The 14195-nt window shown below is 34.1% G+C and carries 13 protein-coding genes; 5 read left to right on the top strand and 8 right to left on the bottom strand.

The genetic code is table 11. The features are described from left to right. Positions 1–25 precede the first annotated feature (25 nt). Entirely contained in the window at positions 26–1024 is a 999-nt protein-coding gene (locus tag CXF59_RS10555) for a type IX secretion system membrane protein PorP/SprF (protein WP_101137749.1), read from the top strand. Positions 1025–1037: 13 nt separating this feature from the next. Further along, positions 1038–1553 carry a gamma carbonic anhydrase family protein gene (locus CXF59_RS10550; RefSeq protein WP_101137748.1) on the top strand — a complete coding sequence of 172 codons (516 nt, stop codon included), beginning with the start codon at positions 1038–1040 and terminating at the stop codon, positions 1551–1553. A 10-nt stretch (positions 1554–1563) separates the two neighbouring features. On the opposite strand, the gene murI is transcribed toward CXF59_RS10550, so the two are convergent. From murI to CXF59_RS10510, 8 genes are all read right to left on the bottom strand, one after another. Beyond that, positions 1564–2340 carry a glutamate racemase gene (gene murI / locus CXF59_RS10545; RefSeq protein ID WP_101137747.1) on the bottom strand — a complete coding sequence of 259 codons (777 nt, stop codon included), beginning with the start codon at positions 2338–2340 and terminating at the stop codon, positions 1564–1566. Positions 2341–2452: 112 nt separating this feature from the next. Beyond that, entirely contained in the window at positions 2453–2953 is a 501-nt protein-coding gene (locus CXF59_RS10540; protein WP_101137746.1) for an OmpH family outer membrane protein, read from the bottom strand. A 25-nt stretch (positions 2954–2978) separates the two neighbouring features. Next, positions 2979–3980, bottom strand: a complete 1002-nt coding sequence (locus CXF59_RS10535) for an OmpH family outer membrane protein (protein ID WP_101137745.1) — start codon at positions 3978–3980, stop codon at positions 2979–2981. A gap of 37 nt (positions 3981–4017) precedes the next feature. Then, entirely contained in the window at positions 4018–6747 is a 2730-nt protein-coding gene (locus CXF59_RS10530) for an outer membrane protein assembly factor (RefSeq protein WP_101137744.1), read from the bottom strand. After that, entirely contained in the window at positions 6680–7420 is a 741-nt protein-coding gene (locus CXF59_RS10525) for an isoprenyl transferase (protein ID WP_101137743.1), read from the bottom strand. The genes CXF59_RS10530 and CXF59_RS10525 overlap by 68 nt, the downstream gene beginning before the upstream one ends. A gap of 4 nt (positions 7421–7424) precedes the next feature. Beyond that, a complete protein-coding gene (locus CXF59_RS10520; protein WP_101137742.1) occupies positions 7425–8108 on the bottom strand; it encodes a DUF6089 family protein in 684 nt (227 codons plus the stop codon). A gap of 172 nt (positions 8109–8280) precedes the next feature. Then, positions 8281–9165, bottom strand: a complete 885-nt coding sequence (locus CXF59_RS10515) for an NAD kinase (protein ID WP_101137741.1) — start codon at positions 9163–9165, stop codon at positions 8281–8283. A 72-nt stretch (positions 9166–9237) separates the two neighbouring features. Beyond that, positions 9238–9894, bottom strand: coding sequence for a CBS domain-containing protein (locus tag CXF59_RS10510; RefSeq protein ID WP_101137740.1), 657 nt, complete (start codon positions 9892–9894; stop codon positions 9238–9240). Positions 9895–10010: 116 nt separating this feature from the next. Here CXF59_RS10510 and CXF59_RS10505 point away from each other — a divergent pair, with 116 nt between their 5' ends. The 3 genes from CXF59_RS10505 (at position 10011) to CXF59_RS10495 (ending at position 14188) form a co-directional block, all read left to right on the top strand. Further along, positions 10011–10727, top strand: a complete 717-nt coding sequence (locus CXF59_RS10505; protein WP_101137739.1) for a pyridoxine 5'-phosphate synthase — start codon at positions 10011–10013, stop codon at positions 10725–10727. A 308-nt stretch (positions 10728–11035) separates the two neighbouring features. Next, entirely contained in the window at positions 11036–13327 is a 2292-nt protein-coding gene (locus CXF59_RS10500; protein ID WP_232758822.1) for a TonB-dependent receptor, read from the top strand. A gap of 6 nt (positions 13328–13333) precedes the next feature. Next, the gene (locus CXF59_RS10495) at positions 13334–14188 is read left to right on the top strand and encodes a DUF4249 domain-containing protein (RefSeq protein WP_101137738.1); all 855 of its coding nucleotides are present in this window, start codon (positions 13334–13336) and stop codon (positions 14186–14188) included. Positions 14189–14195: the final 7 nt, after the last annotated feature.

The raw sequence follows: 14195 nt of genomic DNA, 5'->3' as shown, positions 1-14195 counted from the left end.
TCATTTCCTATTTAATAGTATTGCAATGTATATAAAAATCAAATTATTACTCTTTCTTTTCTTTGTGTCACCTTACGCTTTTTCGCAAGAAGGAATAGCTGTTTATTCTGATTATTTATCGGATAATTATTATTTAATCCATCCGTCTATGGCTGGTGCGGCAAATTGTGCAAAAATAAGATTAACGGCTCGAAAACAATGGTTTGGGCAAGAGGATGCGCCAGAACTTCAAACAATTAGTTTTAATGGAAGGGTTAGCGAAAAAGCAGGAGCGGGAATTATTCTCTTTAATGATAAAAATGGATATCATTCTCAAAAAGGGGTTAAGCTTACTTATGCTTATCATCTTATGTTTTCTAGGGACGAAATTGATTTGAATCAGTTGTCGTTTGGTATCAGTGGGGGTTTGATTCAGAGTCAGTTAGATGAAACCAGTTTTTTACAGTCTGGAGGATTTGATCCCATTATTGACGGAACTGTAGTGCAAAAGGACTCTTATTTCAATCTAGATATTGGTGCTTCATATAATTATTTAGATTTTTATGCTCACGGAACCGTAAAGAATGCTATTGAAACTAGACGAGATATTTATACCGAGTATGAAAGCGATAATTTACGAAAGTATTTATTGAGTGCCGGTTATGTTTTTGGCGATAGGGATAGAATATTATTCGAACCTTCCCTTCTGTTTCAGCTTGTTGAAAAAACGCAAGAGAAATCGATTGATGTAAACATGAAGGCCTACAAAAATATGAATTTCGGAACGCTTTGGGGAGGCTTGTCTTATCGAAGAAGTTTTGATGGAGCTGAATATACTGATGGGAATGGTATATCTAAACAAAAATTACAATACGTTACACCGATTATAGGAGTGAATTTCAATAATTTTATGTTTGCATATACGTATTCACATGTGGCCGGAAATGTTAAATTTGATGAAGGAGGGTATCACCAAATTACTTTGGGTGTTAATTTATTTTGTAAACCCGTAAAATACGAATGCTACTGTCCAGCGATTAATTAAATTTAGATCCTTAATGTTAATAAAATCTGTCAACGGAAAGTCACCTGTTATACCTGAGGATTGTTATGTAGCTGAAAACGCCACTATTGTTGGTGATGTAAGTTTTGGAGAATCCTGTAGTGTGTGGTTTAATGCCGTCATTAGGGGAGACGTAAATTTCATTAAAATAGGGAATAAGGTTAACATTCAGGATGGAGCGGTGATTCATTGCACGTATAAAAAACATCCTACAATCATAGGTAATAACGTCTCAATTGGACATAATGCAATAGTGCATGGTTGTATCGTTAATGACAATGTATTGATTGGAATGGGCGCGATAGTAATGGATAATTGCGTAATTGAGAGTAATTCCATTGTAGCTGCCGGTGCTGTTATAACCCAAAATACAATTGTCGAATCTGGATCAATTTGGGCTGGGGTTCCTGCCAGAAAAGTAAAAGATATTGATCAATCAGATTTTGCGGGCGAGATAGAACGCATTTCCAATAATTATGTAATGTATTCTAGTTGGTTCAAAGAAGAGTAGGTCCTTCCGATTAAAAATCTTTCTCTATAACATCATATTTATTTTCTAAAATCTCTTTTAATACCTTTGGATTTGAATTGGTATAAAAAGTAGGTGTGCTATTTTTTCCTGTCGTAAATCCCACTGTTTCTTTTAGCAGAATTTGCGTTTGTTTCGCGACAGCTTCGCCCGAATCAATAATTTGGATATGGTTTGGAAGGATTTCCTTTATTTGCGGAATCAGATAGGGATAGTGACTACAGCCCAATACCAGATAATCGATATCCGCATCAATCATAGGGTTCAAATATGATTGAAGTAATTCGGTCATTTCTTGCGAATACATTTTTCCACTTTCTATAAGCGGCACTAATCCATGACCTACCTGGTCTATAATTTTAGTGTTTTTAAACTGTTGTGCGGTTTTATTGAAAAGTTCGCTTACAAGGGTTCCCTGTGTGGCTAGAATGCCAATCTTTTGTGTTTTTGAATTCGTGGCAGCAGGTTTTATGGCAGGTTCTATTCCGATAAAAGGAATGTCGTATTTTGCCCTTAATTCTCGAATAGCATTTGTTGTAGCGGTATTGCAGGCAACTACAATGAGTTTGCAGTTCATTTCAAGCAGTAGGTCGGTGTTTTTCATACTCAAGGCTGTGATCTCTTCTTTTGATTTTTGGCCATAAGGAGCGTTCTTGCTATCTGCAAGATATATGGTTTTTTCATTGGGAAGCAGATTGTGAATTTCTTTCCATATTGAAGTTCCTCCAATGCCTGAATCAAAAATGCCTATTGGTTGGTTGTTGTCCATCAAAACAAAGTTAAGCGGTATCGATTAATAATCCTAAAGAATTAATGGAGCAAAAAAAAACCGCTCTACCCAAAAGAGGGTGAGCAGTTTTTGATATTAAGTTTATGATTTCCTAGAAACCTAAATCTTTTTTTACGTCAGCAGTCAAGTTTGGGCCGTCAGCAAGTAAAAGAGTTGATCCGTCTAATACATATTGGAATCCTTTTGCTTTAGCTACTTTTTGGATTGAAGCTCTTACTTTTACCATTAATGGATTTACAATGTCAGATTCTTTTTGTTGTAATTCTTTTTGAGCATTATCTCTAAAATCAACAATTCTTTTTTGCATGTCCTGAACTTCTTTAGAACGCTCTCCGTTTATCGCGTCAGTAACAGTAGCAGACTCAGCTTCGTATCTTTTTAATTTTGCTTGGTATTCTTCAACCATTTTTTTGTAATCGGTATCATAAGTGCCGCTTAATTTTTCTAATTGTTTTTGAGCATCTAACATAGCTGGCATTTTAGCCATGATTTCACTAACGTCTACGTGAGCCGTTTTTGCTTGTGCACTAATTGTTTGATTTGCTCCGAAAATAAATATTGCAGCAATTAATAAAGTTTTAATCTGTTTCATCGTTTTTAAAATATTAAGTAATTAATTATTGTTTTAGTTTTAATTGTTCTTCTCTTGCTTTTTTAATTGAATCTCGTTCTTGAAGAGCTTTTGTTCTTCTTTCTTCTAAAGCTTTCTTGCGGTCTTCTATCACTTTTTTGCGATCTTCCAGTGCTTTTGCTCTTACGTCAAGTTGTTCTTGTTTCGCTTCGTCGGCTGCTGATTTTGCAGCTTCTACATTACTTGTACTTTCTTTTGTTTCTTCTTTTTTAGTAGAGGCAGAAACCGTGCCATTTTTCTTTTCTTTTCTATCGGAAAGCATTTTTTGACGTCTTTCCTCAAAATCTGCTTTCTTTTTTTCTTGAGCTAACTTTCGATCCGCGATAATTGAATCTCTTGCGGCTTTTTTCTCGTCTAGTATCTTTTGTCTTTCAGATAATAAAGGATTGTCTTCAATAGCGTCTTCTCTATTTTCTTTTGCTTCTCCAGCCGCAACTTGTTTTTTTGTTAACTGTTCTCTTTTTTCGGCTCTGTTCAGTACACGTAACACTTGGTCACTTATATCAAACCTTTTTGCGGCAAACAGCATTGTTAAATCAGAAGATTTGTCGAAAATAAAATCGTATTTTTTTGCTTCTGCGATGTCTTGAACCGCCGTGAATACTTGGTCTTGTATTGGTTTAACCAAAACAGATTTTTGCATTATCAAATCGCCATTAGCACCAAATCTTTTTTGCTGAAAATCCAGCATCTCATTTTCAAGGAACTTAATTTCTAACTCTCTCTCTTCTATTAGTCCTTTTGTCAGTAAAGGTTTTTCCGCGGAGAGAGCTTCTTTTATCTTATTAATTTCGATTTTCTTGGTCTCAATTTCTTGTTTCCATTTTTGTGCTTTTTGCTCCAGTTGGACAGTTGCTTCTGCATAATTGGGTACATTCTGTAGGATATACTCCATATCGATGTAACCTACTTTGGTTCCTCTGGTTTGCGAATGAATTGTATTTGCTACAATCAAGGCTAAAAATAGTATTAAAAAATGTTTTCTCATAACTTTATAGTATTAGAAAATCGTGATTCAATTTTTTTTAAAATTGTTGCCCAATAATGAAATGGGTTTCCCATCCATTCGGTTTAGTTTGCCCCGGAAGAGCATCAAAACCATGTCCGAAATCGATGCCTAGTAATCCAAATGCTGGCATAAATACTCGTAATCCAATTCCTGCAGAGCGGCTTAAGTCAAATGGGTTATAGGTTTTAAAATCTGGATAAGACGAACCTGCTTCCAAAAATCCTAAAGCATATATAGAAGCAGATGATTTTAAAGTTATAGGATAACGTAGCTCCATAGAGAATTTATTGTAAACGGTAGCTCCAAGCTGTTCCCCTCTGCTGTTTATTGGTGTCAGGGAATTGTTAGGGTAACCTCTCAATTGAATTGTTTCTCTACCATCCATCGAGTAATTAGCTAGTCCATCCCCACCAACATAAAATCTTTCAAATGGCACAACGCCACGATCTTGATTGTATGCGCCTAAGAATCCAAATTCAGTTAACGTTCGTAGGACTAATTTACCATAAATTTTTGTGTACCAATCCGCTTTGAACTTTATTTTATAATATTCTAACCAATTAAATTTCTTTTGATCCACTAAGGCGGGATCTGGAGCAGCATCTGTAAAGTTAAATACTTTATTTCCGGCAGCATCTATATAATCTCCTATTGCAACTGTATTCCCATTTGCATCCACTTGGTTTGTTCTATCGACAGTGTTTTTTAATTTATATTCTTTTTTATCACCTAATGTCGCATAATCTATTCCGTTTATAAGAGAATAAGGAGCTGTAAATTTTGCTGAAATACTGAACTCTGAACCGTAAGTTGGGAATATTGGATTTACACCTTTATTACTTCTAGATAATCCAATGGTATAGGCTAAATTTCTTGAGGCACCATTACCAAAAGTAAATAGTCCTGTATTGTAATTGTTCAAATCATAGTGTTGGTAACTTACAGATTGTGATAATACAAAGAAATCATCTGGTACAGTTAATCTTTTTGCCAATCCAACCGATAGTGTCAGTATATTGAAACTTTTAGTTTTGTCTACTCTTTGAGTACGGAAGTCGTTTAGAAATTGTTTACTGTAAGATATCGAAGAACTAAATTGAACTGGTTTTTTTTGTCCAAACCAAGGCTCTGAAAACGATACGCTATAGGTTTGGAAAAACGTACTTGCCTGCAGTCTTAAAGATACCTTCTGACCATCACCCATAGGTAAAGGTTTGTATGCGTCTTTATTGAGCATGTTTCTTGCAGAAAAATTATTGAAAGACAGTCCTAATGTACCGATAAATCCACCGCCACCATAACCTCCTTGAAGTTCAATCTGGCTAGATCCTTTTTCAACAAGATTGTATTCAATATCAACAGTTCCAGATCCTGCATCTACATTTTTAAATTTAGGGTCGATTGCTTCAGGGTCAAAAAATCCTAATTGTCCAATTTCACGAATGGTTCTAACTAGTAATGCTTTGCTGTATTTTTCTCCTGGTTTGGTTCTTAATTCTCTATAGATGACACGGTCATTCGTTTTGTCATTTCCTACTACCGTAATTTTATTGAAGTAGGCTAATGGACCTTCGTTAACTCTTATTTCGAAATCGATTGTATCATTAACTGTTTTTACTTCCACAGCATTTATGGTTGAAAATAAATACCCGTTATCTTGATAAAGATTAGTTATATCCTGTCCGTCGGGTTTTGATTGGTCAGCTATCCTTTTTTGAAGAAGGACTCCATTATAAGTCTCCCCTTTTTTTACGCCAATTACTCTACTCAGTAATTGATTTGAATAAACTGTGTTTCCTAGAAACTTAATATTTCCAAAATAATATTTGTTTCCTTCTTCGACATTGATTTTTATAGACAATGCATTTTTATCTTTAAGATAAGTAATCGAATCAGAAAGTATTCTCGCATCTCGATATCCTCTTTCTTTATAGGAAGCGATTACTTTATCTAAATCGGTTTTGTATTTTGCTTTTATGAATTTTGAAGCTTTTAGTACACGAAAGAAGTTTTTTTGCTTGGTGTCTTTCATCGCTTTGCGCAGGGTTTTATCTGATAACTTTTCGTTACCTATAAAATCAATTTCAGCAATTTTTATTTTGTCACCTTTATCAATGTTTACAACCATATTTACTTGGTTCACTGTAGATGTGTCTGGTACAACGTTTATGTTTACTTTGGTGTTATAATATCCGTCTTTCTTGTATTTGCTTTCTATGTAGTTCTTTGTAGTGGTGATTAAGTTTTCGTTTACTACTTTGCTTTTTGTAAGTCCGTTATCTTTAATTAAAGCTTCAGTTTTGTTTTTCTTAATTCCAACAAACTTAACGTTGTTTAATTTCGGTAATTCCTTGATTTCTAAATCAAGATAGATACTATCATTTTGGACTCTATTGATGTAAAATGAGATTTGATCAAAAAGGCCTAGTTTTCCTAACTTTTTGATTGCGCTGCTGATTTCTTCTCCAGGAATTGTAACTTCCTGACCTTTTTCAAGACCGGCAAAGGTGACAACTGTCTGGTCGTTGAAACTGATTTTATTAGTAAGGACTACATCGGCTAATATGTATTTTTTACCTTGATCGAAAGGAACTCTTTCTTGCGCTTTAACTTGTGAAAAACTCCCTAAAATTAAGAGGGTAAGGACTGCTTTTATACTTTTATTTAACACTAAAAAATTATTTAATTTGTTCACTTGTTTTTCCAAATCTACGTTCTCTTTTTTGATAACTAATAATAGCCTCATATAAATCTTGTTCTTTAAAGTCTGGCCACAATACATCAGTAAAATATAATTCTGCATAGGCAATTTGCCATAACAGAAAATTACTTATCCTATGTTCTCCGCTTGTTCTTATTAATAAATCTACATCCGGTAAATTTTGCGTGTAAAGATGCTCATTTATAATTGAATCGTCAATAGAGTCTATTGAAATTGTATTATTTTTAACTTTATTACAGATGTTTTTTACGGCATTTACGATTTCTTCTCTCGAACCATAACTCAAAGCCAATGTCAATGTCATGTGGTCGTTATTCTTGGTTTTATCTATTACTTCAAGAAGCTCCTTTTGAGCAGACTGAGGTAATTTTTCGATATTACCAATAGTGTTTAATTTGATGTTGCTTTCCAGAAGTGTTGGGAGTTCTTTTTTTAATGATTTTATCAAGATCTTCATTAAGGTATCGACTTCCAGTTTCGGTCGGTTCCAATTCTCCGTAGAAAAGGCGTAGAGCGTTAAGTTGTCTATTCCTAATTTAGCACATGTTTTTATTATGGTTTTTACAGATTTTGTTCCGCTCTCATGCCCGAAAGCTCTGAGCAGGCCCTGCTGTTTTGCCCATCGTCCATTACCGTCCATTATGATTGCTAAATGCTTGGGCAAATTATTTGTATCTATATTTTCTAGTAAATCCATTTTCTTATTCTGCACAGTAACATGGTTTTTCTCCAAAGGTATAGGTTAATGTTAACCCTGAAAAAACATACCAATCATTATTATTTATATTTCCAAATTGTAATGGCTTAAATCTTTCGTTCTTTGGGTTGCTTCCGTCCAGATTGTCAGTTAGAGTGTAGCGCGCACCCATTTCCAATGCCAGTATTAAACTAGGTGTAATGTTTGATTTTATTCCTAAAATCATTGGTATCGCAAATGAATTTGCACTCTCATCTTTTCTTGTTTCTCCCGATAATACATACAACTCATCGTATCTGAAATAACTGATTCCAGAATACACATAAGGGCTGATTTTACGCTCTAATTCATGAAGATTAAAATCAAAAAAGTTAAATTCAAGGCCTAAAGATACTTCTTTTATACTATTTTCAAAACGATAGCCTCTTTGACTTCTGCTGGGTTCTTTTGAATCAAGATCATTTGATGTAATTTTTGATTGGGTGTAAGAAAAACGGTAGGCATGGCGTGGGCTTTTGTTCCATTTATATAGTATTCCAAAAGCGGGTTCATTTGGCGCTATATAAGTGGTCGGTCCAGTATCGCTTATATAGTTACTCCCACCCAGAAAAACCCCAACTTCATGTATCTGTGAATACATGGTCATACTTAGGAATAAGCATATAAATAAGACAAAAATTCTATTCATTTTGATTAAAATTGCTTGCAAATATAATAATTATCGTTTCTAATCAATAGCGATTAAGTTAAATCTGCCCTTTATTTAAATAATAGGCGCTATAATCGATACCAAATTGGTATTTGTTAAAAGCGAAACGAAAAAATGAGATATAATAGTATACTTGGAGAATAAAAAAGATTTAATTTCTTTTGTCCTCACCCCACAATAATTTGGTACGTAATGTTTTTAGAAATGTTTCTTCAGGGATTTCTACCATGTTTATTTCAAAGGGAGTTTTCTTAATACTCAATATGGATTCGTTTTTTACCGAAGTAATTCTAGAATCTAATGAAACGAGATAATGCTCTTCCCTTCCTGAAACTTTTAATCTGATTTCAGTTTCATCGGGAATGACCAGCGGTCGTGCATTTAGGTTATGAGGGGCAATTGGTGTTATTACCAGACTTTTTACGTCTGGAGTCAATATAGGTCCTCCGCAACTTAACGAATACCCTGTTGATCCTGTCGGTGTTGATACGATTAAACCGTCAGCCCAATAGGAATTTAAAAATTCACCATTAAGATAGGTGTCAATTGTTATCATCGAGGTAGTGTCCTTGCGGCTAACCGAAATTTCATTCATGGCAAAATTAATGTCTTGAAGTGCCTCATTTGTTGGGGTACAGGATAGACTTAGTAGTGTTCTTTTTGACAGTGTGTATTTTTTTTCAATGACAATTTGTAGAAATTCATCGATGTTTTCTTTTTGAACCGTTGCCAAAAAACCTAATCTACCGGCGTTAATGCCTAAAATAGGGATTCCGGAATCTCTGATCAGCGTGGCTGCTCTTAGTATGGTTCCGTCACCACCTATGCTTATTAGCATGTCAAAACTTTGATCTAACTCTATATGGGAAGAAAAAGTAGTGTATTCTTTTTTTACAATTTCTTTTTCATAAAGCAACTCCAAAAAAGCAGCTTCGATAACTAATTCTACATTGTTTTTATTAAAAAAAATGAAGATATCTTTTATAATTGGTTCTGTACTATTTTGATAATATTGACCGTATATGGCTACTTTCATTATTTTGTTGAATCGTTTGTTTGTAAAATTGTTGAGTTAATGGAAAGCTTAGATTAGTAACTTGATGAATAATTACATATTTAGGTATTTGTCTAAGTAGTCTGAGCGTTCTTTTAAACTATTGATATAATTATCTTCTTGGTGTTCTGATATTATTTCATAATTATATCTTCTGAAAGATTGGATTATTTCATTGATAGCACCTAGGCTGATTTTCATTGTCACTTCGATGCTATCCACATCGGATTCAGAAATAAATAAGCCTAAGAGTTTCCCGTTATTACTCTCGACGATTTGCGTGATTTGGCTCATGGAATAATCTAACACTCCTTTTTTTACCTTTAAAATTCTTCCCTGTTCTTTCAAGAAGGGGGTTTGGTGAAAAAAGCTCATAATATCGTCTAATTCATAATAGCCAATATAGCTGTTTTTTTCGTCCAAAACAGGAACCAAGTTCGTATGGTTTTTTGCGAAAACTTCTAATACTTCGAGCCAGATGGAATCTGTTCGTGTGAAAAAACCAGCAAGAGTATATTTGTAATCAATTACTTTTTTGTCATTATCAAAATTTTCGATATCTTCGGATGATATACTACCAATGTAAATACCTTCTTCAACAACCGGGAAGTGTGAAAAAGTCAAATCATCAAAAAAGTCTTTAACAGTCGCAATAGTCTCTTGGCTGTCAATGGCTTTAAAATCAGTGGTTATGTAGTTTGTAATTTCCATCTTAAATAAATCATCAATTTTTATGCAAAATAATCAAAAAAAGGCAAAAACGCCTACCTTTTACTTTGTATTTTTGTGCCAATTATATAGTTATTTCATAATCAAATAGTATTCTAATGACAAAGTTAAGTGTAAATATCAACAAAATAGCTACTTTACGTAATGCACGTGGAGGAAATGTACCTGACTTACTAAAAGTGGCCACTGACATTCAAAAATTTGGTGCCCAAGGGATCACCATACACCCACGCCCAGATGAGCGCCACATCCGTTATCAAGATGCTCGGGATCTAAAAGCAATCGTTTATACCGAATTCAATATTGAAGGAAACCCACAACATAATTTTATTGATTTGGTTTTAGAATGCAAACCCGAGCAAGTAACTTTAGTTCCTGATGCTATTGGGGCCATAACCTCTTCCGCAGGTTGGGATACGGTAAAAAACCAAGCCTATTTAACGGAGATGATTCAAGAGTTTCAGCGCAACGGTATTCGCACCTCTATTTTTGTAGATCCGCATCTCGATATGATAGAAGGGGCTAAGCAAACTGGGACAGACCGCATCGAACTTTATACAGAAGCCTTCGCGTATGAATATGGTTTAGGGAACAAAAGCGGAATTGATCCGTATGTAAAAGCGGCGATTATGGCTAACGAACTGGGATTGGGAATCAATGCAGGACATGATTTAAGCTTAGACAACATTCAGTTTTTTAAACAAAATATTCCGGGTTTACTAGAGGTCTCCATTGGTCATGCTTTAATCGCGGAATCATTGTACCTTGGACTGGAGAATGTGGTCAATATGTATTTGCAAAAATTAAAATTATAAGAATAAGAGCGTGACCTGCTGAAAAGCAGGTCGGGCTATGCGCTTCAATCGAAGTTCACTGAATACCTATGAAAATAAATATTCAATGAAGTGATTTTTTATAGTTTGTAGCGATAGCGGAATACTATAAAAGGATTCTAGCTGCTATCCCTCAAGCAAAACCAGTGTTTTTGTTGCATAAGAACAACTTCCATTTGCAACGCATTTCAAAAGGTATAAATTGATTTAAAGCCTTTGATTTTTATATGAATATTTCGATTAATGTAGCTTCGAAATGTTTACTTTAGCTCTTTATTAAAAATGAGCTATTGAAGGCAATTATACTCTCTATATTTCTATTTTTTGTTGGCTTAAAATCAATAGCACAGACAAATGTTACTGTTGAAGGATTTGTGAAAAATCAAGACAAACAAGTTGTTATAGGTGCAAACCTAACTTTTTTTTCGCGTAGCAACACTTTTAGAACTACCACAAATTCATCAGGTAAATATACGATTGCTATTCCAGCTGATTTCTACAATATTGAAGTTCGTTACCTAGGATTTGTTCCGAAGAATTTAAACGATACTATTTTAAACTATCGGTCGCTTGATGTTTTTATGCAAAAAGAAGACAGCTCATTGAACGAAGTTGTTGTAATTGCAAATTCCAATAAAGCTGTAGCTGTTTCCTCAGGAAATCGATTGTCTTTCAATCCAGAAAAACTAAAGTCAATCCCTTCTTTATTGGGTGTTCCTGATATTATAAAAATCCTGCAGCTTACCCCAGGAGTACAGAACTCAGGTGATGCAAATGGTTACTTATATGTAAGAGGCAGCGATCCAGGGCATAATTTGATGCTTTATGCCGATACTCCTATATATGGAATGGCACATTTACTAGGTGTTTTTCCTTTTTATAATGGCGATCATATAAAAGAAGTTCAATTTGATAAATCAAATTCAGATGCTAGAAACGGTGGGCGATTAAGTGCTACGGTTTTAGTAATTCCTAATAAGAAGGTGCCTAGTAAATTTTCTGTCAAAGGAAATTTAGGATTACTAGCCTCTCAGGCTACAGTTGCAATACCTATTTCAAATACGACGGGTTTGTATCTTTCAGGCAGAAAAACTTACATTGACGAGATTGTTGCGCCGTTATTTGATTCTCCTAAAAACAATAAAAATAGTGATGTAAAAGATTTAAAATATAATTTTGGAGATGGTAATTTGACTTTTGTAGCGGCACTTACTAACATGCATTTATTTACAGTTGATGCCTTTGTAAGCGGTGACGTTTTAAAAATAACAGACTCCAATTTAGCGCTCAATGCAAATTTAAAATGGAGTAACATAGCAATTTCTCCGTCATGGCAGTACCATATTTCCGAAAAAACAGTTTTGACAAATTCAATCTATTTTACACGGTATGAAAATAACCTTCATTTAGAACAAGCAACAGTACAAATGGATATTGCATCGTATGTAAAAGACTTTGGTTTTTCAAGTGCAATTAAATATTCTGTCAACAAAATTCCATTTGAAACAGGTTTACAGTATGCAATTCATGAGTTACAACCACAAAAAATTGAAGTTAGCAATTTAAGTACTAACCCTGTCAATCAGCAAGTTGTAATTAATAATGCTAATACACTAGCAATATACACTAGCGCTAAACCCAAATTATTTGATAAGCTAATTGCTGAGCTAGGTTTACGCTTGAATTATTACAAATCTGATAAGGGGAAAACGACTTATTTACATTTAGAACCAAGAATCTTATTGAATTATAATTTAAAAGAAAACAGTTCGTTTTTTGCTTCTTATACTCGTAAAAATCAATATTTAAATCTGATTACAACCTCAAGTGTCGGTATTCCCACTGATTTTTGGGTTGCGAGTGCAGAGGGTGTTCCAGCACAATTGTCCAATGAGTTTTCTATTGGTTACAACCAAAAAATAAAAAGGCAATTTGATGTTTCTCTGAATGCGTTTTATCGAAGTATGAATAATTTAATTGAATATCCATTCGGTGTGACTCAGTTTAACGAAATCACATCTTTCAAGAATGATTTTATAGTAGGAAAAGGAGAGAGCTACGGACTAGAGTGGATGCTTAAAAAAGATTTTGGGAAATTTAAAGGATGGTTGAGTTATACTTTAAGTTGGGCTGACCGTCAATTTGATAAATTAAATAATGGAGAGCGCTATTATGCTAAATATGATAGGCGCCATAATTTAGCCGTGGTCGGCACTTATGATTTAAATTCAAAATGGGATTTCGGGGTCACCCAAATTTTTAGTTCTGGAAATCGATTCACGACTCCTAGCTCTTGGTATTTTATAAATAATAATCCAGTTAAAGAGTATGGGAAGTACAATAATGCACAAATGCCAAATTACATACGCACCGATTTGTCAGTAAACTATTATTTCATTAAAATGAGAGAGAAAGAAAGTGCTATTAATTTCTCTATCTTCAATGCTTTTAATGTAGAAAATCCAATATATACGGTTTTGAATGTTGCTATTGATGAAGACAAGCAAAAAATAGAGGTAAAGCCAGAGAGAAAAATATTGTATTCTATCTTGCCTTCAATAAGCTGGAGGTTTAAATTTTAAATAAATATGAAACAGTTTATAGTATTGTTTATTTGTATGCTTTTTTTAAGTTGCAATCAAGATGATTTCAGCAGTAGCAGTGATTCAGATTCTAAGATTGTTGTTGAGGGTTGGATTGAAAACGATGATTATGCTCAAGTAATTTTGTCTACTAGTATTCCTACAACAGCAGTTATTGATTCCACAACCATATTGAATAATGTGATTAGATCAGCTAAGGTAACAGTTTCTGATGGGGAAAAGGTAGAAGTGTTAAGGTTGAAAAGAAATAGTGACAGGATCCCGCCATTTATTTACTACAGCAGTGAAATTCTTGGCCAATCCGGGAAAAATTATTCTTTGAAAATTGAGTATTTGGATAGGGTAATTCAGGCCACTACAACAATTCCAAATACAGTTATTTTAAAAAAAGCGACCTATATCAAGGAGAATCCGCAAGATACCACGGGCTATGTTTTTATAGAATTTGATGATCCTGTTTTAGAGAAGAATTACTACCAAGTCACGACTAGAATAGATAAAGAGGAGCCTGTTTTTGTACCTGCTTTTTATGGAAATCTTAATGATGATAATTTTACTTCGGGGTCAGTTTCTATGCAAATTAATAGAGGAGTGTTGATTTTTCCTAAAACAAAATTCAAGCCTTATTTCACTGATGGTGATTTAATTTATGTCAAATTAAGAACTTTAAACAAAGAGGCTTTTGATTTCTGGAATAGTTGGCAGAATGAAATTGTAAACGGAAGGAATCCTATTTATCCTTCAAACACAAGTTTGAAATCAAATATATCTAGCGGTTTAGGGCTTTGGACAGGCTATGGACAAAGCACATTAGTGGTTCGAACCCCTCCAAAAAAATAAAGCCGAA

This window comes from Flavobacterium sp. ALD4 (genome assembly GCF_002836475.1).
GTDB lineage: Bacteria > Bacteroidota > Bacteroidia > Flavobacteriales > Flavobacteriaceae > Flavobacterium.
Note: the sequence above shows the minus strand (reverse complement) of the source record. Positions and strands in the feature narration are given on the sequence as shown.

What these genes read in the sequence shown, in the direction of transcription:
- CXF59_RS10520 (WP_101137742.1), bottom strand. Translation starts at nt 8,108, where the DNA reads ATGAATAGAATTTTTGTCTTATTTATATGCTTATTCCTAAGTATGACC.
- CXF59_RS10535 (WP_101137745.1), bottom strand. Translation starts at nt 3,980, where the DNA reads ATGAGAAAACATTTTTTAATACTATTTTTAGCCTTGATTGTAGCAAAT.
- CXF59_RS10555 (WP_101137749.1), top strand. Translation starts at nt 26, where the DNA reads ATGTATATAAAAATCAAATTATTACTCTTTCTTTTCTTTGTGTCACCT.
- CXF59_RS10505 (WP_101137739.1), top strand. Translation starts at nt 10,011, where the DNA reads ATGACAAAGTTAAGTGTAAATATCAACAAAATAGCTACTTTACGTAAT.
- CXF59_RS10525 (WP_101137743.1), bottom strand. Translation starts at nt 7,420, where the DNA reads ATGGATTTACTAGAAAATATAGATACAAATAATTTGCCCAAGCATTTA.
- murI (WP_101137747.1), bottom strand. Translation starts at nt 2,340, where the DNA reads ATGGACAACAACCAACCAATAGGCATTTTTGATTCAGGCATTGGAGGA.
- CXF59_RS10540 (WP_101137746.1), bottom strand. Translation starts at nt 2,953, where the DNA reads ATGAAACAGATTAAAACTTTATTAATTGCTGCAATATTTATTTTCGGA.
- CXF59_RS10515 (WP_101137741.1), bottom strand. Translation starts at nt 9,165, where the DNA reads ATGAAAGTAGCCATATACGGTCAATATTATCAAAATAGTACAGAACCA.
- CXF59_RS10510 (WP_101137740.1), bottom strand. Translation starts at nt 9,894, where the DNA reads ATGGAAATTACAAACTACATAACCACTGATTTTAAAGCCATTGACAGC.
- CXF59_RS10495 (WP_101137738.1), top strand. Translation starts at nt 13,334, where the DNA reads ATGAAACAGTTTATAGTATTGTTTATTTGTATGCTTTTTTTAAGTTGC.
- CXF59_RS10530 (WP_101137744.1), bottom strand. Translation starts at nt 6,747, where the DNA reads ATGAGGCTATTATTAGTTATCAAAAAAGAGAACGTAGATTTGGAAAAA.
- CXF59_RS10550 (WP_101137748.1), top strand. Translation starts at nt 1,038, where the DNA reads ATGTTAATAAAATCTGTCAACGGAAAGTCACCTGTTATACCTGAGGAT.